Here is a 20,043-nt window from a genome sequence, read left to right on the forward strand (position 1 = left end):
CGCAGGGCTTGGCAAAGCCGTGAAGTAGACGTCTATGGCGGTCAACAGAACGGTCCCCAGGGGACGGCTGTGCGGTGAAGCGCCGGGCGACGGCGCGACCCGCTGCGCGAAACCTGGGCAAAGCGCCTTGGCAAGGCCATGAAGCAGACCTCCATGGCGCTCAACGGAACGGTCCCCTGGGGACGGCTGCGCGGCGAAGGATCGTGTCGAACGGCAGCGCGACGTGCGGTGCAGCACGCATACCGTCAACAACCGAGGACGGGAACGCCGACGTGAGTGCCTATCTGCGGAGCGGTCCCCAGGGGACCGTTGCGCGCTGCACCGCCAGCGCGCACAGAACCGGGGCCGGCTCATTTCGGTTTGTTGACTGACTGCCTTCCGCCGCATGCGGATGCTGGCGGCTCCCTGTCCACCAGCGAGCGATCACCATGGCAACCAGCAACGAACCATTGCAACTCAACCTCGGCTCCCTGCGCAGCGCGATGTCGCTGACGCTGCACACCCACCACGCCTCGCGCATCTGGCATGGCCGCGCCGCCGCTGAGGGGCGACCTGGCATCGTCGGCCTGAACGGCTACATCGCCGTCATGAACAAGATGAAGCGCGGCTCGGAGCAGGACGACCCGTACAGCGACTGGTGGATGCTGCGCATTGAAGACAAGCTCGACCAGACCAAGACCACGCTGCAGACGCTGCGTGAACAGGTGGACCAGGCCCTGGCCGGCGTGCCCGCCGCGTTGACCCTGGGCGAGAATCTCAACGTGCAGCCCGTCAAGCTGCCGCTGTTCGTCAATGCGCAGTTGGGCTTTGCCGCCGTCTATCTCCTGGCCGACTACGACGACATCGCGCGCAAGCTGATCCTCGCCCACCACACCGCGCTGATCGACCGCAGCACTTTGGAGCGCTGGCTCAACGAGGGCGCGCACGCGCTGCGCAGCCTGTTCTCGCTGGCCCAGCAGTACCGCTACTCGGGCTGCACGCGCGACGACTTCGCGGCGAAGAATGCCGCAGCGCGGGCCGCGCTGGAGAAGTTCGGCGAGTTGCCGCAGGACGTCCTCGAAGGCACGCACCGCTCGAAGTTTGCGCCACCCATCGTGCGCCGTGGTCTACAACAGCGCGGTGAGAGTCCTGCCGCAGCCGCTACCAGCGCCGATGGTGATGCGGCCGCTGCTGCCGACCCGTCCGAAGGCGCAGCCACTGCCGGCGAGGACGAATCCGCATGAGCGATCTGTACCAGCCGACCCGCTACTTCCGGGGCCTGCAACAGGGAGCCTTCATGCGCCTGGAGCACGCGGCCTCTCTAAAAGGCCTTTTAAAGCCTTTTAAAGGTAAAGGGGACTTGGAGGCCTGGGCCAGCCAGTGCTTCGCCATGCGCGACGAGTTGATCGGCCTGGCGCAGCGACAAGTGCTGCAACAGGCCAGTGGGCATCCCTTCCACCTGCTGCCCGTGGAACTGGCCCAGCAGACCACTGGCGCGGGAACGACGTTCCTGCGCTGGCGCAGGCACGACCGCTCGGCCATGGGCGTGGCCCTGTGGCAGGAGCTGATGGCGAGCACCAGCACGCCGGTCAACCTGCTGGCCGACCTGCACGCGATCGAGCTGCAGCGCATCACGCTGAACATGCAGATCAGCCTGTTGCACACCCTGGGCAGGCAGGCCCAGGAGTGCGCCAGCAAGGCCGCCGAGGCGGAAGACGCCTACCTGCGCCGGCTCGCGTCCATACCCCCCGCAGTGCGCGATCGGTGATCGCGTCGGGCACCCCAGCACGCGCCCGGCGGCAGTGAGGCGCGGGTATTTCAACCACCACGGAGATCACACCATGAGCACGCATTTTTCCGGCGAAGGCAACATCGGCTCGCCCCCCGAGTACCGGGAGTTCCCCAACGGCAACGACGAACCGCGGCGCTTGCTGCGGCTGAACGTCTATTTCGACAACCCCGTTCCCACCAAGGGCGGCGACTATGAGGATCGCGGCGGCTTCTGGGCGCCGGTGGAAATCTGGCACCGCGACGCCGCGCATTGGAAGGACCTCTACCAGAAGGGCATGCGCGTGCTGGTCGTCGGCCGCATGGAGCGCGAACCCTGGACCGACAACGAGGAGCAGCCGCGCGAGACCTGGCAGATCAACGCGCGCAGCGTCGGCATCCTGCCGTTCCGCATCGAGTCCGTCGTCCTCAGCCCCAAACCGCAGGAGACCGCGCAGGACGCGCAGCCCAAGCCCCAGCCCGCCCAGGAACCGGCTGCGCCGAAGGAGACCAAGAGCAGGAAGTGACCCAGCATGGGGGCGGCCGCGGCTCTTCGCCGCCCCCCATGTCCTCGCGAGCTATCCCCTGGGGATAGCTCCACCGACGTCCACCGGCTTCCACGCGCTCCCGAACATCGCGGCTCCCGGCCAGCACACCACCGGCTGCACGCCATCCCCGCCGCAGCCATCCCATCTCGTGAAAGCGGTCGCCACCGCATGCGGCTTGTTTGCTGCTGCTTCCGCAGGCGCTCGGCATCCTCGATCCCGGCAACTCCATGAACAACGGGAAGCGGATGGACGGACATGCGGCTGTTTCTGTGCGAGAAGCCCTCCCAGGGCAAAGACATCGGCCGGATTCTCGGCGCCACCCAGCGCGGTGAAGGCTGCCTCAATGGCTCCGGCGTCACGGTCACCTGGTGCATCGGCCATCTCGTCGAAGCAGCAGCACCCGAGGTCTATGACGCGGCGCTCAAGCGCTGGTCGCTGGAGCAGTTGCCCATCATTCCCCAGCAGTGGCGGGTCGAGGTCAAGCCGAAGACCGCCACGCAGTTCAAGGTCGTCAAGGCGCTTCTGGCGAAGGCGACCCACCTTGTCATTGCCACCGACGCCGACCGCGAGGGCGAGCTGATCGCCCGCGAGATCATCGACCTGTGCGGCTACCGCGGTCCCATCGAACGCCTGTGGCTGTCGGCGCTCAACGATGCGTCCATCCGCACCGCGCTCGCCAAGCTGCGGCCCTCGGCCGAGACACTGCCGATGTATTACTCGGCGCTGGCGCGCTCGCGCGCCGACTGGCTTGTGGGCATGAACCTCAGCCGGCTGTTCACCGTGCTCGGGCGGCAAGCCGGCTACGACGGCGTGCTGTCGGTCGGGCGTGTACAGACCCCGACGCTCAAACTCGTGGTGGACCGTGACCGAGAGATCGCGGCCTTCGTGTCCGTGCCGTACTGGGCCATCGACGTGTCCTTGTCCGCAGGCGGTCAGACGTTCACCGCGCAGTGGGTGGCACCCGATGCCAGCGCCGACGACGCCGGCCGCTGCCTGCAGCAGCCCATCGCACAGCAGGCCGCGCAGCAGATCCGCGCCGCGGGCAGTGCCCAGGTGGTGTCGGTCGAAACCGAGCGCGTGCGCGAAGGCCCGCCGCTGCTGTTCGACCTGGGCACCTTGCAGGAAGTCTGTTCCAAGCAGCTTGGGCTGGACGTGCAGGAGACACTGGAAATTGCCCAGGCCCTGTACGAGACGCACAAGGCCACGACGTACCCGCGCTCGGATTCGGGCTACCTCCCCGAAAGCATGTTCGCCGAGGTGCCCACGGTCCTGGACAGCCTGCTAAAGACCGATCCCACGCTGGCCCCGATCATGGGCCAGCTCGACCGCACCCAGCGCTCGCGCGCCTGGAACGACAGCAAGGTGACGGCGCACCACGGCATCATCCCGACGCTCGAACCCGCGAACCTCTCCGCCATGAGCGAGAAGGAGCAGGCGGTGTACCGGCTGATCCGGGCGCATTACCTGGCCCAGTTCCTCCCGCACCACGAGTTCGACCGCACCGTGGCGGACCTCTCCTGCGGCCAGCAGAAGCTGGTGGCCACGGGCAAGCAGGTCGTCGTCAAGGGCTGGCGCCTGGTGCTGGCCGAGCCAGAACGTGAAGGCAGCGCCGACGAGGACGGCGATGCCCCGCGCAGCCAGGTGCTGCCCGCATTGCGCGACGGGATGGCATGTCAGGTCGCCGGGGCCGACATCAAGGCCCTCAAGACGATGCCGCCCAAGCCCTATACCCAGGGCGAACTGGTCAAGGCGATGAAGGGCGTTGCGCGTTTCGTGACCGACCCGCGCCTGAAGCAGAAGCTCAAGGACACGACGGGCATCGGCACCGAGGCGACGCGGGCCAACATCATCAGCGGGCTGATCGCCCGCGGCTACATCGTGAAGAAGGGACGCTCCATCCGCGCATCGGATGCGGCGCTCACGCTGATAGACGCCGTGCCCGCGGCGATTGCCGACCCCGGCACCACCGCCGTCTGGGAACAGGCGCTGGACATGATCGAGGCCGGACAACTCACCCTGGATGTGTTCATCGGCAAGCAGGCTGCATGGATTTCGCAGTTGATCGCGCAGTACGGCAGCACGTCCCTGTCCATCAAGGTTCCCCAAGGACCGGCTTGTCCGCAGTGCGGCGCACCCACGCGCCAGCGCACCGGCAAGAGCGGCCCGTTCTGGTCGTGCAGTCGCTACCCCGCCTGCAAAGGCACGCTGCCGGTGGCAACCGGCACGTCCAGGCGTGGTGCCTCGCGTCCACGCCGTACCAGTGGCGGTGGCTGCAAAGGCGCCTGACCGCCCCCGTTCCCCGTGAGCCATGCCCGCCATCGGCGGCGTGGCCCGTGTCCCGCATGCCCTGCGGGACGCCCCAGCGCGCAACGCCTTCTTGCTCCGTGTGCGCGTCCCGTCCGGCCGTCCCCGGCCGCGGGACCTGAAGGTGGCTTCTCCGCGAACCGCACCCCGCGCGTTCTCCTCGTCTGCATTCCTTCCGCCGCTGCGAAGGGTCCCCCGATGGCTTGCCTGTGCGAGCCATCCGGAGACCCTTCGCGGTCAGCGGTATTCGGTGCCGGTGCCCGCCGGCGCAAAAACGGGCTCCCTTTGTGCGCGGATGTGCGCCAGACGATGCCGGCCCCAGCCACGACATGGGCCGGGTGTGATTGCTTGATGAGCAGACGGTTCTAGCGACGACCGGGCCTGCCAATCAGCCCACGGGTGGTTCTTCTTTCCTCCCGAGCCGAAGGCCGTTGGGCCTTCGGCGCCATTCTCCTGCCCATCAACGTCCCGGCCCGGCCATTGGCCTGGGCCACACGAACAGGAGAGACGACATGCACCCTCAACCTTGCGCACCGCTGCTGTACGGCAGACGGAGGTCGAGAACGGCATGCCCGCCTATCGCGCGGCCATCGCCAATGGTACGCTCGGCTGCAGCCGAGGCCGTAGCCCAAAGGCTGGACTACCTCTTTTGCAGAGGTAAACCTCGGGATGAACTGGGCGAAAACATGCCTTATGTGCCCGCCTTACGGCGAGCTGTTTCCGATGCTTCGCGCAGGATTTCCCGCCCCCCATTCGCTGCGATTGCGGCCACGATGACGCCCAGCACCAGATCCGGGATGTTCGACCCGAACCCCATCACCAGCACCCCGGACAGCACAATCGCACCATTGACGATGGAGTCGTTGCTGGTAAAGATCGCTGACGCCTTGAAGTTCACATCTTCCCCGCGATGGCGGCGCAGTAGTCTGAGGCACACTAGGTTCAAAGCCGCGTTCAGCGCGGCCATGGCCATCATGGCTGGGCCGACAGGCTCTTCCCCTCCAGCGAAGCGGCGTAGGACTTCCAACAGCAGCAGCGCGGCCAGGCCGATTAGCAAGAAACCCGACAAGCGGGCCGCGCCCACCTTGACCGTTGCCGCACGACCGACGGCATACAGGCTAACCGCATAGACCGACGCATCGGCGAGGTTGTCCAACCCGGCGCCCATCAGCGCCGTAGAGCCAGCCCAGATGCCAAGGGCAATGCCGGCGGCGGACTGCGTCAGGTTGATCAGCAACACAGTCAGAAGAATCTTTCGGTCCTTCGCATCGCTCGCATCTAGGCGGCCCAACTCGTCGTTTTCGTGATTTCTGTGGTTTTCAGCCATGCATTGTTCCTTCCAAATCGATGGATGCTGAAGCCTGTAGCGGCTGGAGAGTCAAGGCGCAGATGCAACGAACTTGCCACAGGGTCTTCCCGGACGCCCTTGACTCTACCGTAGCTAGAAGGTTTTCCAATCCAGTCAGAGCTTTAGGACAGAACAGATGAGCACCAATGCGCCCCCTTCATTGCGACTGTCATCCGGTATGGCTGCTATCCACTGATCCGTGGCGCCACTGCGGTTGTGCTCTTCGGCGAGCTCGCGACCGGCCGGCCGTCTTTTCCGACGGAGCTACTCACAGTGATCGTCGCGCTCGCTTGTGCCGCCTTGCTAGAGGGCGGGCGGCCTTTCCACTCCCCGTTGAGCCAGTAGCGGCGTTCCAAGCTGTGGTTGGCCGTCGGCGCATGGCTCGGCTTCTTGGTCGTGCATCTGGCCTTCCAGCACTCCAATCTGGGATACCGGGTCGGGCCGTTGGGATTGTTGATCGGGGTGGCTGAAGCCCATCGCTGGCATCACAAGCGTGAGCACGAAGACGCCCAAGTCAACTACGGCGATTTCTGGATGCCCGGGGGCCACTTGTTCAGCGCTTTCCGGTCGCAAAAGCACACGCTGGGCGCCAAAGAGTGACACTCAAGAAAGATGGACTTTCCAATGGACTACGGCCCGCAGCTTGTCTATCCCTTCCGGAGCCGGCCAGCAGCGGCAAACGCTTGCGCTGCTGGCTATACGATCTTGCCCACGTCGCATTCTTGCGCGAGTCGGGCCTTGCGGCTTCTTGCGAAGCGATCGCGAGTTGCGTGGCGTGCCCATGAGTCGGGCCGCGTCGTGGCGCACTGCTACCTTGGCCTGCACCTGCACCTGCGCAGCCACGCCGCGATGCTCGGTCTGGCCTGGAGAACCCGTAAGGTGGCGGAGATTGCGGCGCGCAGGTCGTCCGGCTCGCGCTGGCTCCTGTGGGCCACGCCCTCGGTCGCACGCCGTCTCAAAACGTCAGAACCGCGCGCTTTCGCATGATGGAGCGCGGCACGTGGCTCTCAGAACTGGACCCGATCACTTCCAGCACCGATGACACGCTCGAGCTTCAGGCGGGCTCGGCCAAGCTGTTGAGAATGCCGCACTCGCGCGAGGTTCGGGCGCTATCGCAGGAGCGTCGCAGATCCATTAACTCGCGCTCCAAGGCGCGCAATTCCTTCATCTTGGTCCGCACTTGCGCGATATGAGCGTCGACCAGCGCGTTCACCTCGCCGCAGCCCAACTCTGGCCGATCCCGTAAGTTCAGCAGTTGACGGATCTCATCCAGCGTCATGTCCTTCGCCCGGCAGCGGCGGATGAACAGCAAGCGCTGCAAATGGACTTCGTCATAGAGCCTGAAGTTGCCCTCGCTACGTGCAGGCTCGGGCAGCAAGCCTTCTGACTCGTAAAAGCGCACGGTCTGCACCAAGCAATCTGCCTTCTTGCCCAGTTCACCGATCCGCATCATGGTTGCTTCCTATAAAAAACTTGACTCTATATCTACTAGAGGTTTTCTAATGATGGCATCCGGGGAAAACCTTGTCAATGAAGAGCGATCTATGAACAAAGAACCTTCCAGCCCATGCGCCTGCTCCGGCGGCAATGGCCAACAGACGGCGTGCGCCAGTGAGCAGGCCAGCACTGAAACCACCGTTTTCCACGTGAGCAACATGGATTGCCGCAATGAGGAAGCACTGGTGCGGCGAACGCTGGAGGGCATGCCCGGTGTCGAGCGGCTCCTGTTCGATCTTCCGCAGCGTTTGTTGACCATTTCGCACCGCGAAGTCTCGGCCGATGCCTTGGAGCAAGCGCTGAATTCGGTGGGCATGAAGGCTCAGGCTGTCCGAGACGCCGCCGTGTCGACCACCTACCGCATCGAGAACATGGACTGCCCGAGCGAGGAGAAACTCATCCGCTCGCACCTCGGGGCAGTCGAGGGAATTCAGGACCTCGACTTCGACCTCGCTGAGCGCACCCTGTCGGTGAAACACCTCGCTCAGGCACGCGCGCAGATGGAGCAGGTCCTGGCCTCGATCGGCATGCGCGCCAAGGAGCAGACCTTCGGCCACACGGGGCCGATCGAAGCCGCGGCTGTGATCCCATCCTCGGCCCTGCAGCAGCAACCAACCGCTGCCGTTTCCGCGCCGCCGATCGGCGAGCGGGTGACGTACCGGATCGAGAACATGGATTGCCCGACGGAAGAAGCGCTGATCCGCGACCGGCTGGGCAAGCTGCCGGGTGTGACCGCGCTCGACTTCAATCTGATGCAGCGTGTGCTGGGAGTCCAGCACACGCTGGCGACCTCAGCGCCGATCGAGAAGGCGCTTGCTTCCATTGGAATGCAGGCTGCGCGGCAGGACATGCAGACAGCCACCACGGTACTTCGCATCGCGAAGATGGACTGTCCGACCGAGGAAAGTCTGATCCGCGGCAAGCTGCAAGGCATGCCGGGCGTGCAGGGAATGGATTTCAACCTGATGCAGCGCACGCTCACGGTTCGGCACACACCCGACGCGATCAAGCCGGCAGTCGAAGCCATCGAATCGCTGGGCATGGAAGCCGAGGTCCAGAGGACTGATGAGCCGCGCGATGCCCCGGTGGCCGCGCACAAGACCAATTGGTGGCCGATGGCGGTTTCGGGCGTTGCGGCGGTGGCCGCCGAAGGCGTGTACTGGGTCAACGACGGCAATCATTGGGCCGTGATCGTGCTGGCACTGGTTTCGATCTTCACCGGCGGCCTCAGCACCTACAAGAAGGGCTGGATCGCGCTGAAGAACCTCTGGGCTTGCCCCACCTCTCCGGACGGATCAGATGGCATGATCATGCCTGGAGAGGGAATCAATGGCACGAAACAGAAGACATTTCACGGACGAGTTCAAGCGCGAGGCGGTGCGGCTGGCCGAGCAGCCTGACAGCAACATATCGCGCGTGGCGCAGGACCTGGGCTTGGACCCCAGCGTTCTGAGGCGCTGGGTCGGGCAGATGCGCGGCGGCACCTGGGAGCCGATGGCAGGCAAGCCGCTCAAGAGCGCCCAGCAGCAGGAGATCGAGCAACTGCGCCGAGAGTTGGCCAAGGTCAAGACCGAACGGGACATATTAAAAAAAGCGGTCGGATACTTTGCCAAGGACCAGACATGAAGTATCCGTTCATTGCCCGACATCGGGTCGTCTGGTCGGTCAGCGAGTTATGCCGAACCTTGGGTGTGTCGCGCAGCGGCTTTTACGAGTGGCATGGCCGCTCGCCCAGCGCTCGGGTGCAGGCCAACGAGCGGTTGACGGGCCGTATCCGAGAGAGCTTCCAGGCCAGTGACCGGACATACGGCAGCCCTCGGGTATGGCGGGATTTGCGCGCGTGGGGCGAGCGCTGCGGTAGGCATCGAGTGGCACGTCTGATGCGCCTGGCAAACCTCGTGGCACGAACCAGGCGCCGTCGCCATCCGTCAGATACAGGGCCAAGATCGGCTCATGCGATCGCCGCCAACGTGCTGAATCGAGACTTTACGGCTCGCGCGCCCAACCAAAAATGGGTGGCTGACTTCACCTATGTCTGGACTGCGGAGGGCTGGCTTTACGTGGCGGCCGTCATGGACCTGTACTCGCGTCGTATCGTCGGTTGGTCCATGCAGACCAGCATGACGTCGCAGTTGGTGACCGACGCCCTGATGATGGCGTTGCACCGGCGAGGCCGGCCGCGCGAAGTCCTGCATCACTCCGACCAGGGTAGCCAGTACACCAGCGAGCCGTTCCAGATGCTGCTGGCCGACGCCGGGATCGTGTGCAGCATGAGCAAGCGCGGGGACTGCTGGGATAATGCCGCCATGGAGAGCTTCTTCTCCACGCTGAAAACCGAACGGCTGAACCGACGCATTCACCGATCCCGAGATGAGTGCCGCGCCGACGTGTTCGACTACATCGAGCGGTTCTACAACGCACGACGCCAGCACTCAACGCTGGGATACGTCAGCCCCATGCAGTTCGAGGCGGCAACTTGTTAGGTTAACCAACCTGTCCGGCGAGACGGGGCAAGCCCACCTCAACCTGAACATGAACGCCCTGATGGCCATCGCGGTCACCGGCGGCATGGCGATCGGCCACTGGCCGGAGGCCGCCATGGTCATGTTCCTGTTCGCGTTGGCGGAAGTGATCGAGGCGAAGTCGCTGGACCGCGCCCGCAACGCCATTCGGGGGCTGATGGACTTGGCGCCCGAGACCGCGACCGTGCGGCAGGCCGATGGCTCATGGACAGAGCTGCCGGCCAAGGAGGTCGCAAAGGGCGCGGTGGTCCGCGTGCGTCCTGGCGAGCGCATCGCACTGGACGGCCTGATCACCTCGGGTCGATCGGCCATCAACCAGGCGCCCATCACCGGCGAGAGCCTGCCCGTCGAGAAGGCCGAAGGTGACCAGGTCTTCGCCGGAACCATCAATGAGACCGGCTCTTTCGAATACAAGGTGACCGCAGGCGCCAGCGACTCGACGCTCGCGCGCATCATCCATGCCGTGGAGTCCGCGCAGGGCAGCCGTGCGCCCACGCAGCGCTTCGTCGACCAGTTCGCCCGCGTCTACACGCCGGCGGTGTTCGCGGTGTCCGTGCTGGTTGCCGTCGTGCCGCCGCTCGCCTTCGGCGGCGCATGGTTTGACTGGGTCTACAAGGCCCTGGTACTGCTGGTGATCGCCTGCCCCTGCGCTCTGGTCATCTCCACGCCGGTCACCATCGTCAGCGGCTTGGCCGCTGCCGCCCGACGCGGCATCCTGATCAAGGGTGGCGTCTACCTGGAGGGCGGGCGCAAGCTCAAGGCGTTGGCCCTGGACAAGACCGGCACACTCACACATGGCAAGCCCGAGCAGACCGACTTCGTGCCGCTGATCGGCGAGGCGCAGGAAGTTGCCGCCTGGGCCGCAAGCCTCGCGGCACGCTCGGACCATCCTGTGTCTCAGGCCATCGCCCGCAAGGCGAACCGTGACGGCATCGCGCTGCACGAGGTCGACGACTTCGCGGCGCTGCCTGGCCGCGGCGTGCGCGGCCGCGTCGCCGGGCGCATGTTGCACATGGGCAACCACAGGCTCGCCCAGGAGCTGGGCCTGAGCGAAGCGACGCTCCAGGCTCGGCTGGAGACCCTGGAGCGCCAAGGCAAGACAGCGATCCTGCTGATGGACGATGCGACCGTGCTCGGCATTTTTGCAGTGGCCGACACCGTGAAGGAAACCAGCCGTGAGGCGGTGGCCGACCTGCAGGCGCTGGGTGTGCGCACGCTGATGCTGACGGGGGACAACCAGCACACGGCCGCGGCCATCGCTGCCCAGGTCGGAATCTCTGAAGCCCGTGGTGACCAACTGCCCGAAGACAAGCTCAAGACCATCGAAAGCCTGGTCGGCGGCGAGGGCCAGGTGGGCATGGTGGGCGACGGCATCAACGATTCGCCCGCGCTCGCCCGTGCCGACATCGGCTTCGCCATGGGCGCGGCCGGCACCGACACCGCGATCGAAACAGCCGACGTCGCCCTGATGGACGACGACCTGCGCAAGATCCCCGCCTTCATCCGGCTGTCGCGTAGCACTGCGGCGATCCTCACGCAGAACATCGTTCTGGCCCTTGGCATCAAGGCGGTGTTCCTTGCGTTGACGTTCACAGGGCATGCCACCATGTGGATGGCTGTGTTCGCTGACATGGGGGCAAGTCTTTTGGTTGTCGTCAATGGGCTGCGCCTCCTGAAGTTCAAGGCGGCATGAACAATGGATGAACCATCTCTTCGCAAGACGCAGTGGTACTCACTCGCGATCGTTATATTCGCCGGCGATCAGGCAGCTAAGAGCTACATTGACGCGACAACTCCCTTGGGTTGGTCGCACGAGGTGGCGTCATTCTTCAACCTAGTTCACGCTCTCAATCCCGGCGCGGCGTTCAGCTTCCTTGCTGGCGCGGGCGGCTGGCAGCGGTGGTTTTTTCTGGCGATCGCGTTCGCAATATCGGCATGGCTCGCATGGCTGCTCTCCCGGCCGCTGCGCAAAACGGAAGGCCTTTCGTACAGCCTCATTCTGGGCGGCGCATTGGGCAACGCGTTCGACCGCGCCACGCGCGGGCACGTTATCGACTACATCGACTTTCACCTGCACGGCTGGCACTGGCCCGCCTTCAACATCGCTGACATGGCCATCGTGGGCGGGGCGATCGCGCTGGTGGCCCAGTCGTTCATGAGCGTGGAGAACCCGGCCGCCACAAAGGAGTCCCAGTGACATTGGGACGATCCGGAAATTCGCAATGCACACGGTGCAGGACACCAATCTGAAGAGAACGGCCCCCAGCATGAGCGGCCGCGGCTTGGCCCTCATGCTAGCGCCCACCGCCGCTTTTGCTGCAACGCCCTGTTGCGATGGCGGCGATTGCTGCAACGACGTCGCAATGCCTTGCTGTGAATAAACAGCACGCAAGCCAGTTGACCTGGCAATTATGAAAGTCCATCACGGCGATGCTGGCCTTTTTCGTTCCAATGAGCCGTCACGGAGAGGTGATGATGAAGCTATGCCGGGATCCTGCAAGCTTTAGGACGGTCTTCTTTACCGCATAGCGATATGCTGATGTCACCCGTTCGCCTCGCCTGGCAAGTACAAGTAGTTCGTCGCGGTTTTCTGGCCGTGTCCGCCCGCTTCGCTGGCCCTTTTGCCCCAAACAAGCGCAATCATGCCTGCGTTACCACCAAAGTTCGCCCCCGCCAGTTGCTGTTCCTAAAGGGCATCAAGCTCAACGCCATCGCCGACCGGCCAGCGTATTTCGCATCGCTGCGTGCCCGTCGGGGCCAGCCCATCGTCATCCTCGCAGAGCTGGGACCGGACGAGGCATTCGCCCTGTGGAAGCAGCATGTACTGGGCGACAGGCCTCGCTGACCCAGTTTCGCCTCATCCTCCTGACAGCCCCGCACTTATTGCGGGGCTTTCTTTTTTCCGCGTTCGCCAATCGGGGCTGTTGCAAATGCCGATTTCCGGCTGACGCGGCTCGCCTCGCGCATGAAGCTGCCCGCATGTGTCGCTGATTCGTCAGCACCATGCCAGCAGCCAGAGTTTCCAGGCTGCCGCGGATTCTTTCCGCGCTACCCGCCAGTCCGCCATCGCATCGAGTCTGCGGACGCGCGTCACCCGTGACGCCGATGCTTTTTTCTCAACCGCGTGCGGGAGCTGCCATCCCGTGAGGGACGAGGCCCCGCTTTTTCCAAGGAGCCCGTCCATGTCCCAGCAAGCCTCTTTCGGCCAGTTGGCCTTGATCCATTGCGGCAAGTTCCTGCCGCTCGAAATCCTGCATAGCGCCGCCGGCCACTACATCGGCACGCGCGATACAGAAGGTCCCGTTTCGCGGGAATCCTGCCAGTACTTCCGCAGCTATGCCGCGGCTCAACGTGCCCTCGAAAGAGGCGGCGGGTCCCAGCTCGCCACACCCTGATCCAACTGGAGGAACCACGTCATGAACCAGCTTTTGCCCCAGGAAGTCGTCGATCAGATCATGCGGGAAGAGCAGCATTTCGCCGCCGCGCCCCAAGCCTTCTTCGAGGTCTGGAAGCGCGGCGTCGAGATCGCAGGCCCGCAATGGTTTGGCGACGGCACGCGCGAAGGCCTGAACCAGGCAAAGAGCAAGTGGGATCTGCGTCCCGACATGCTGCGTGCCAACGACGCACTCGGCGTCCTGAGCAGCGGGGAACGCATGTTCCTGTCCGCCATGTTCAGCTTCTACAACGCGCGCGAGGGCGGTGCCATGCTCAAGCGCTGCCACTTCAACGGGTTGTCGGACTTCGACGGCCTCGATCTGCCACGTCGCCAGGTGATCGCCGACCTGCTGCTGAACTACAGCGGTTGGTGAGCCGGTCCCTGGCACACCTTCATCACTGCGTTCACGGGACCCCATGAGGGACATGCGCCTCGTTCGAGGCCATGTCCCTCGCGTTTTCTCCCCGCCCAGCGCCATCCGGCATCAGGCGGTTTCCCCTGCGGATGCCATCGTCCGCAAGGGCTGGCTCCGTTCATTCATCGAAAGGAGCCTTCATGGCCAACAACTACTACGAAGCCACCGGCGTTCTCGTGCTCGACCGTGTGACGCCCGTCATCCAGGCGCTGTTCGGCGCCTTCGCGCTGGACGAGAGCCACCCCGGCAACGGGCAGGCCTACATCGCCCAGATCGCCGAGACCACCAATCCGCAATGGCCGGACGTGCTCGATGGCCTGGAAGACCTGGCCACGCAACTCGGTATTCCGATGCCGGACGACGAAGGGCTGTCGATCCCGCCGCTGCTCGAACTGCTCGCCGTGCACTTCCGTGCCGATGAGGACGAAGAGCTGGGGAACTTGATCGACCGTCATTCGTTCGAGGACACCGCCGATCTCGACGCATTGTTTCTGATCGCCACCCGGTTCGATGACGGGCACCACCTGACCGCCATCCAGTTCGAGGGCTGCTGGTACTGCAGCAAGCCGCGGCTGTTCGAGTTCGGCGGCAACGGCTGCTACCTGAGCCGCGAGGTCCGCTTCATCAGCTCCTCCTCCCAGGCCCTCCAGCTCGGCGACCAATTGCGCAAGACCATTGTGGCCGCCGACATCGAAGAGGCTTCGGCCCTGATCGCGCTGGAGACCATCAATCTGCTGGCGGGCGTCAGCGACGAGCCATTCCGCATGAATTTGCGCCGGCGCGTCGCCGAGCGATTGGCCCAAACGCCAACGATCAGCGTCACCTGACGCTGTTTCCTTTCTTTCCACCCACCGGGGTCAATTCCCGGTGGCGGGGATTTGCTCCATCATTATTCTGTTGGAGAAATCCCATGTCCCAGAATCCCAATCCCTTTCTACGCGGCTACTGGAATCTGAAAATCGTCCGCACGCTGTCCATCAGCTACGAGGACGGAAGCCCGCATGTTTGGCGAAACATCCACCCGAGCCAGCAGCACCTCTGCGACGCGGCGCTGGTTTCTTCTCCTTGCATCATCACCAGCGACTTCGCGGTGGTCAGGACTGGCACCGAACCTGTCGGCGCCGCACTGATCGCCGAATGCGACGCGGCTGAAGGGGGCAGCGGCGAAGGCATGGTGGGTGCCGTGGTGTACGCGATCCACGGCGACGACTTCGACGGCCGCCCCGTCCACATTGGCGACACCTATTCGGCCGAGGCCGCACGGGAAGTCGTGCAGCGGTTGAGCTTCGAGACCGGCTACTACAGCCGGTGCTGGGAAATCAGCAGCGCGCACATCAGCCGCGAAACCGGCCAGTACCTGGCCAACCTGGCTGACCTCGCGACGCCGGAGGCCTTTTTGTTCATCGCGTTCCGGATTCCCTACAGCCCGGCGATCGGCGTCAAGCTGATCTCCACGCCCTGGACGGACCAGCACCTGCAGGACGTCGAGGGGATCGCCGCCGAGCAGCTTCGGCAGGAGCACCGCAGCAAGGGCATGCCGGACGAGCTGGCACAGATCCTTGAACTGGCCGGCCAGGCCGACGTGCGCATCCTCATCCTCGATGCCGACGCACCCGTGTTGCCGGGCCTATCGCTGGCCGGCGAATAGCTGCCACACACATCCCCGGCCTTCCTTGTCCTCACCGCATGCCGGCCCGGTCTCCCGCCAGAGAGCCGGGCCGGCGCACTTTCACAGGAGCGATCCCATGTTCCCCGACCTCATCACACCCGCATCCGACTTCGAGCACCAACTCGGAGCCTGCGTCAACGCCATGAGCCAGGAAGATGCCATCGGCCAGATCCTGGTATTCGAGCGCATGAGCGGCACGCTGCACATGCGCCATATCGCCAGCGCCGACCTGGTGGACACCGACGTGGACGACTACGAAATGGTCGTCTTCGACGGTGGCAACACAAGCGGCGACACGTGGAAACACGTGTTCTTTCCGCGTCAGCGCGAGCACTACTTCGTGTACCAAGCCTGATTCCTCCAGCCCCTTTCGAGGGGCTTTTTCTTGCCCGCAGCACAGGAAAACGGTTGTGGTGCGGTGCCGTTTCCTGCGGGCAGGCAGACCGCCCCAGGGCCATGCTTGCCCCATGTTCGTCGGCGTTGCCGGCACATGCCCAGGCAGTCGAGACCTTCGAGGCTGCAAGCGCGGGAAACCGTGCTGGTCGTTTCTTCCTACGGACCTACCGCGTCCATCCACGCCACCCACAAGGGACCTCTCCCTTGCGGGCGGGGAATCCCTTGTTTTTCCTCAAGGAGTTTCCCCATGGATCGTTCCCTCATCAAATCCATGATGCCTTCGCTGGTCGCAGGCCATGTGCCCCGCAACGTGCGGTCGTTCAAGTACCGCGTGTTCGATGATCAGCCGCTGTCCTCAACGCTGGGCTTCGCCATCGACCCCCAACCCTTCGACGGCAAGGTGGTCGCCGCGACCGACGATGCCATCGTCGTCAAGCTCAAGCCTTCCGAGTTCGCGGTGCTCGATCCCAGCCTGGTGACCACGGTTCCTGCCGAAGGCGCCAAGGTGCATGTCCAACCCTATGCCCGTCGTCGCTTCGACGGACTGCGCGCGGACACGCCGGAGGTCATCACCGAGGAGACTTCGGACGGCACGCCGTACACCATCACGAGGCACATCCTCGGCTCGGCGCCGGCCAAGCTGCCCATTCCCACGCCGCAGTGCATGGAGTTGGGCCAGCTCATCGAGCAGTTGGAGGAGATGCCGGCCCCCGATCGCTTCCGGCGCATCACCCACATGCTGGTGGATGCCGGTGCCCGCGACTTCACCTGGGTCGATCCCACGCCCTCCAAGATCATCGAGACCCCGCCGGCGATCAGCTTCACGGTCTCGACCGCGAAGTTCGAGGGCCGGGTGACGATCCTCTACGACCGCGGCGGAGACACCTACGTGGTGGAACTGCACCGTCAGAACGGTGAATCGGTCGAACTGGTCGATCGGCACGACGAGGTGTATTTCGACATGCTCGGCGAAGTGCTGGAGAGGCTCATCGACGACGGGCGCTGGCGCCAGATCGACGTGAGCATCCTCGACGCGAAAGCGGCCCGCAAGCGCCAGGCCGTCCCGGCATGACGCCCCGCAGCGAAACCGGGCGGTCCTGCGGCTGACCCGAGGCATCCGCCACGGCGTTCCAGCCGTTCCGGCCGCGTGCACTACAGGCCCTTCATCCCATCGGATGGAGGCCTTTCTCATTCTTCCACACAGGAGATTTCATCCATGTCACTGCGATTCAAAGGCGCTGACCTGCGCCCCGTGCTGACCGAAGCCATCGCCAATCAGGGGTCGTCTCAGAAAACGGAAAAAAATCGTACGCTAAGAGCCGAAGTGGGCCCTTTAGCAGCAATGCAAAGCTGCGATCAACGGGCAGGAAACATTGCCATGGTGCGCGTTGCACTCTCTCACTAGCGTCGACAGGGCCTCTTCCATCCGCGTGAGGTCCGCCATGCGTGCGCGCACATCGGCCAGCCGGTGAGCAGCCAGTTCGGCCGCCTCGCTGCAATGGGTGCCGTCCTCCAGTTTCAGGAGCTGGCCGACTTCATCCAGGCTGAATCCCAGGCGCTGGGCTGACTTCACGAACTTCACCCGCGCCACGTCCGCCTGCCCGTAGCGGCGGATGCGACCGTAGGGCCGCTCCGGCTGGGGTAGCAAGCCCTTGAGCTGATAGAAGCGGATCGTCTCCACGTTGACCCGGGCTGCCTTGGCGAAGGCCCCGATGGTCAGATTCTCTTGAGCGTTCTCCATGGCGCTTGACTCCGTAGTTGACTACGGAAGTAACGTTACAGCATCAAGCGAAGTCCCGGAAGGAGAACCTTATGTCGGAACCCAAGAACGGCTGCGGCGCACTGGCGACCGGCGGCGTCGCGGCCGTCCTCGCCTCGGCCTGCTGCCTCGGCCCCCTTGTCCTGGTCGCGCTCGGCTTCTCTGGCGCGTGGATCGGCAACCTGACCGTGCTGGAGCCGTATCGGCCGATCTTCATCGGCGCAGCGCTCATCGCGCTGTTCTTCGCCTGGCGCAGCATCTTCCGACCAGCCCATGCCTGCAAGCCCGGCGACGTTTGCGCCGTGCCCCAAGTGCGGACTGCCTACAAGGTGATCTTCTGGATCGTGGCCGCCCTGGTTCTGGTTGCCCTCGCGTTTCCCTACGTCCTGCCGCTGTTCTACTGAAAGGAGATCACCATGAAGAAACTCACCACCCTCACCACCCTCATCGCCCTGGCCGCCGCTCTAAGCGCGCCCGCCTGGGCTGCCACCAAGACCGTCACCCTGTCGGTGCCCGGCATGACCTGCGCCGCGTGCCCGATCACGGTCAAGACGGCTCTGTCCAAGGTCGCCGGCGTCGAGAAGGCCGAAGTCAGCTTCGAGAAGCGGGAGGCCGTCGTCACCTTCGACGAGGCCAAGACCAATGCCGACGCCTTGACCAAGGCCACCGCAAACGCGGGTTACCCGTCCAGCGTCAAGCAGTGAGGGCGTAATCATGGCCGAGGCGATCACCCTCCACATCGAAGGCATGACCTGCACGTCGTGCGCCGAGCACGTCCAGCAGGCTTTGACGAACGTGCCCGGCGTGCGCGCGGCCTCGGTGTCCTATCCGCAGCGGCAGGCCGAAATCGAGGCGGATGCAGGCGTGAGCGTGGCCCCGCTGGTTGCCGCAGTGGCCACGCTCGGCTATCGCGCACGGCTTACCGACACGCCGAACAAGCCTGCCGGCCTGCTAGACAAGGCGCTGGGCTGGCTCGGTGGCGAAACGAAGCATGTTGGCGGTGAACAAGCGCTGCACGTGGCTGTGATAGGCAGCGGCGGCGCGGCGATGGCGGCTGCCTTGAAGGCCGTGGAGCAAGGCGCCCGCGTCACGCTGATCGAGCGCGGCACCATCGGCGGCACCTGCGTCAATGTCGGCTGCGTGCCGTCCAAGATCATGATCCGCGCCGCGCACATCGTCCACCTGCGCCGCGAAAGCCCGTTCGATGCTGGCCTGCCGGCCGCAGCGCCCGCTGTACTGCGCGAGCGGCTGCTGGCCCAGCAACAAGGCCGCGTCGAGGAGCTGCGCCATGCCAAGTACGAAGGCATCCTGGCAAGCACTCCGGCCATCACCGTGCTGCGCGGCGAGGCCCGGTTCAGGGACACGCGCACGCTGACCGTGGCGACCGCTGACGGCGGCACGCACGAGGTGAACTTCGACCGCTGCCTGATTGCCACCGGCGCGAGCCCGGCGCTTCCGCCAATCCCGGGCCTTGCGGACACACCCCACTGGACCTCCACCGAGGCGCTGGAAAGCAGCTCGCTCCCCGAGCGGCTGGCCGTGATTGGTTCCTCCGTGGTGGCGGTCGAGTTGGCGCAAGCCTTCGCCCGGCTGGGCAGCCAGGTCACGATCCTGGCGCGCAGCACGCTGTTCTTCCGAGAAGACCCGGCCATCGGGGAAGCCGTAACAGACGCCTTCCGCGCCGAGGGCATCGAGGTGCTGGACCACACCCAGGCGAGCCACGTTGCCTATGCGGGCGGGGAATTCGTGCTCACCACCGGGCAGGGGGAAGTGCGCGCCGACAAGCTGCTGGTCGCCACCGGTCGCGCGCCGAACACGCGCAGCCTGAACCTTGAAGCGGCAGGCGTCGAAGTCAATGCGCAGGGAGCCATCGTCATCGACCGCGCCATGCGCACGAGCGCACCGCACATCTTTGCTGCCGGCGACTGCACCGACCAGCCGCAGTTCGTCTATGTGGCGGCGGCGGCCGGCACGCGCGCCGCGATCAACATGACCGGCGGCGACGCGGCGCTGGACCTGACGGCGATGCCGGCGGTGGTGTTCACCGATCCGCAGGTGGCGACCGTGGGCTACAGCGAGGCGGAAGCGCACCACGACGGCATCGAGACCGACAGCCGGCTGCTGACGCTCGACAACGTGCCGAGGGCGCTCGCCAACTTCGACACGCGCGGCTTCATCAAGCTGGTGGCGGAAGCTGGCTCAGGGCGGCTGATCGGCGTACAGGCGGTCGCGCCGGAAGCGGGCGAACTGATCCAGACGGCCGCGCTGGCGATCCGCCACCGGATGACCGTGCAGGAGCTGGCCGACCAGTTGTTCCCCTACCTGACCATGGTCGAGGGACTGAAGCTCGCGGCGCAGACCTTCAACAAGGACGTGAAGCAACTGTCCTGTTGCGCCGGATGA

Annotated in this window: 21 protein-coding genes and 2 pseudogenes; 20 read left to right on the top strand and 3 right to left on the bottom strand. The window is 64.8% G+C overall.

Features of this window, described 5'->3' with window-relative positions:
* Positions 1 to 428 precede the first annotated feature (428 nt).
* The 4 genes from V8Z80_RS11140 to V8Z80_RS11155 all read left to right on the top strand — a co-directional run bounded on the left by V8Z80_RS11140 (position 429) and on the right by V8Z80_RS11155 (position 4,580).
* Complete coding sequence (locus V8Z80_RS11140; protein WP_023087322.1) at positions 429 to 1,223, top strand: PFL_4669 family integrating conjugative element protein; 795 nt, start codon at positions 429 to 431, stop codon at positions 1,221 to 1,223.
* Positions 1,220 to 1,747, top strand: a complete 528-nt coding sequence (locus V8Z80_RS11145; protein WP_023087321.1) for a DUF3158 family protein — start codon at positions 1,220 to 1,222, stop codon at positions 1,745 to 1,747. Before V8Z80_RS11140 ends, V8Z80_RS11145 begins: the two co-directional genes overlap by 4 nt.
* Before the next feature lie 73 nt (positions 1,748 to 1,820).
* A complete protein-coding gene (locus V8Z80_RS11150; protein ID WP_013391788.1) occupies positions 1,821 to 2,273 on the top strand; it encodes a single-stranded DNA-binding protein in 453 nt (150 codons plus the stop codon).
* A gap of 276 nt (positions 2,274 to 2,549) precedes the next feature.
* On the top strand, positions 2,550 to 4,580 hold the full coding sequence (locus tag V8Z80_RS11155; RefSeq protein ID WP_013391789.1) for a DNA topoisomerase III: 2,031 nt from the start codon (positions 2,550 to 2,552) through the stop codon (positions 4,578 to 4,580).
* A 709-nt stretch (positions 4,581 to 5,289) separates the two neighbouring features.
* Here the strand turns inward: V8Z80_RS11155 and V8Z80_RS11160 are convergent.
* Complete coding sequence (locus tag V8Z80_RS11160; RefSeq protein ID WP_003098972.1) at positions 5,290 to 5,925, bottom strand: cation transporter; 636 nt, start codon at positions 5,923 to 5,925, stop codon at positions 5,290 to 5,292.
* 411 nt (positions 5,926 to 6,336) lie between these two features.
* On the opposite strand from V8Z80_RS11160, the gene V8Z80_RS11165 reads away from it, so the two are divergent.
* Together V8Z80_RS11165 and V8Z80_RS11170 are read left to right on the top strand one after the other, a co-directional pair.
* Positions 6,337 to 6,546, top strand: a complete 210-nt coding sequence (locus tag V8Z80_RS11165; RefSeq protein WP_014747696.1) for a hypothetical protein — start codon at positions 6,337 to 6,339, stop codon at positions 6,544 to 6,546.
* Between the two features lie 24 nt (positions 6,547 to 6,570).
* A complete protein-coding gene (locus tag V8Z80_RS11170) occupies positions 6,571 to 6,933 on the top strand; it encodes a DUF3703 domain-containing protein (RefSeq protein WP_196588568.1) in 363 nt (120 codons plus the stop codon).
* A gap of 67 nt (positions 6,934 to 7,000) precedes the next feature.
* On the opposite strand, the gene cadR is transcribed toward V8Z80_RS11170, so the two are convergent.
* On the bottom strand, positions 7,001 to 7,399 hold the full coding sequence (gene cadR / locus V8Z80_RS11175; protein WP_003098965.1) for a Cd(II)/Pb(II)-responsive transcriptional regulator: 399 nt from the start codon (positions 7,397 to 7,399) through the stop codon (positions 7,001 to 7,003).
* Positions 7,400 to 7,490: 91 nt separating this feature from the next.
* On the opposite strand from cadR, the pseudogene V8Z80_RS11180 reads away from it, so the two are divergent.
* The 11 genes and pseudogenes from V8Z80_RS11180 to V8Z80_RS11230 all read left to right on the top strand — a co-directional run.
* Positions 7,491 to 8,708, top strand: a pseudogene (locus V8Z80_RS11180) (cation transporter); the annotation flags it as partial.
* A 64-nt stretch (positions 8,709 to 8,772) separates the two neighbouring features.
* A protein-coding gene (locus V8Z80_RS11185; protein ID WP_336062052.1) for an IS3 family transposase occupies positions 8,773 to 9,926 on the top strand; the annotation gives its coding sequence in 2 pieces (ribosomal slippage) (positions 8,773 to 9,040 and positions 9,040 to 9,926; 1,155 coding nt in all).
* Positions 9,927 to 9,966: 40 nt separating this feature from the next.
* Positions 9,967 to 11,658 (top strand): annotated as a pseudogene (locus V8Z80_RS11190) (heavy metal translocating P-type ATPase); the annotation flags it as partial.
* 3 nt (positions 11,659 to 11,661) lie between these two features.
* Complete coding sequence (lspA, locus tag V8Z80_RS11195; protein ID WP_003098955.1) at positions 11,662 to 12,162, top strand: signal peptidase II; 501 nt, start codon at positions 11,662 to 11,664, stop codon at positions 12,160 to 12,162.
* A 336-nt stretch (positions 12,163 to 12,498) separates the two neighbouring features.
* Positions 12,499 to 12,810, top strand: a complete 312-nt coding sequence (locus tag V8Z80_RS11200) for a hypothetical protein (protein WP_003108988.1) — start codon at positions 12,499 to 12,501, stop codon at positions 12,808 to 12,810.
* Positions 12,811 to 13,147: 337 nt separating this feature from the next.
* The gene (locus tag V8Z80_RS11205) at positions 13,148 to 13,360 is read left to right on the top strand and encodes a hypothetical protein (protein ID WP_073667573.1); all 213 of its coding nucleotides are present in this window, start codon (positions 13,148 to 13,150) and stop codon (positions 13,358 to 13,360) included.
* Positions 13,361 to 13,381: 21 nt separating this feature from the next.
* Positions 13,382 to 13,774 (top strand): hypothetical protein, encoded by a 393-nt coding sequence (locus V8Z80_RS11210; RefSeq protein WP_336062053.1) that lies wholly within the window; start codon positions 13,382 to 13,384, stop codon positions 13,772 to 13,774.
* A gap of 182 nt (positions 13,775 to 13,956) precedes the next feature.
* A complete protein-coding gene (locus V8Z80_RS11215; protein WP_003116830.1) occupies positions 13,957 to 14,643 on the top strand; it encodes a hypothetical protein in 687 nt (228 codons plus the stop codon).
* Between the two features lie 83 nt (positions 14,644 to 14,726).
* Positions 14,727 to 15,464, top strand: a complete 738-nt coding sequence (locus V8Z80_RS11220; protein WP_003116829.1) for a DUF5983 family protein — start codon at positions 14,727 to 14,729, stop codon at positions 15,462 to 15,464.
* A gap of 97 nt (positions 15,465 to 15,561) precedes the next feature.
* Positions 15,562 to 15,840, top strand: a complete 279-nt coding sequence (locus V8Z80_RS11225; protein WP_003116828.1) for a hypothetical protein — start codon at positions 15,562 to 15,564, stop codon at positions 15,838 to 15,840.
* A gap of 288 nt (positions 15,841 to 16,128) precedes the next feature.
* Positions 16,129 to 16,953, top strand: a complete 825-nt coding sequence (locus V8Z80_RS11230; protein WP_003098941.1) for a hypothetical protein — start codon at positions 16,129 to 16,131, stop codon at positions 16,951 to 16,953.
* Between the two features lie 261 nt (positions 16,954 to 17,214).
* Here the strand turns inward: V8Z80_RS11230 and merR are convergent, their stop codons facing one another.
* Positions 17,215 to 17,622 (bottom strand): Hg(II)-responsive transcriptional regulator, encoded by a 408-nt coding sequence (merR, locus tag V8Z80_RS11235; RefSeq protein WP_003098939.1) that lies wholly within the window; start codon positions 17,620 to 17,622, stop codon positions 17,215 to 17,217.
* Positions 17,623 to 17,693: 71 nt separating this feature from the next.
* Here merR and merT point away from each other — a divergent pair, with 71 nt between their 5' ends.
* From merT to merA, 3 genes are read left to right on the top strand one after another with little or no spacing between them, the layout of a single operon-like run.
* Positions 17,694 to 18,044 carry a mercuric ion transporter MerT gene (gene merT, locus V8Z80_RS11240; RefSeq protein WP_003116827.1) on the top strand — a complete coding sequence of 117 codons (351 nt, stop codon included), beginning with the start codon at positions 17,694 to 17,696 and terminating at the stop codon, positions 18,042 to 18,044.
* A gap of 12 nt (positions 18,045 to 18,056) precedes the next feature.
* The gene (gene merP, locus V8Z80_RS11245; RefSeq protein ID WP_003116826.1) at positions 18,057 to 18,344 is read left to right on the top strand and encodes a mercury resistance system periplasmic binding protein MerP; all 288 of its coding nucleotides are present in this window, start codon (positions 18,057 to 18,059) and stop codon (positions 18,342 to 18,344) included.
* 10 nt (positions 18,345 to 18,354) lie between these two features.
* On the top strand, positions 18,355 to 20,043 hold the full coding sequence (merA, locus tag V8Z80_RS11250; RefSeq protein ID WP_003098932.1) for a mercury(II) reductase: 1,689 nt from the start codon (positions 18,355 to 18,357) through the stop codon (positions 20,041 to 20,043).

This window comes from Orrella sp. JC864 (assembly GCF_037026685.1).
Taxonomy (GTDB): domain Bacteria; phylum Pseudomonadota; class Gammaproteobacteria; order Burkholderiales; family Burkholderiaceae_B; genus Orrella.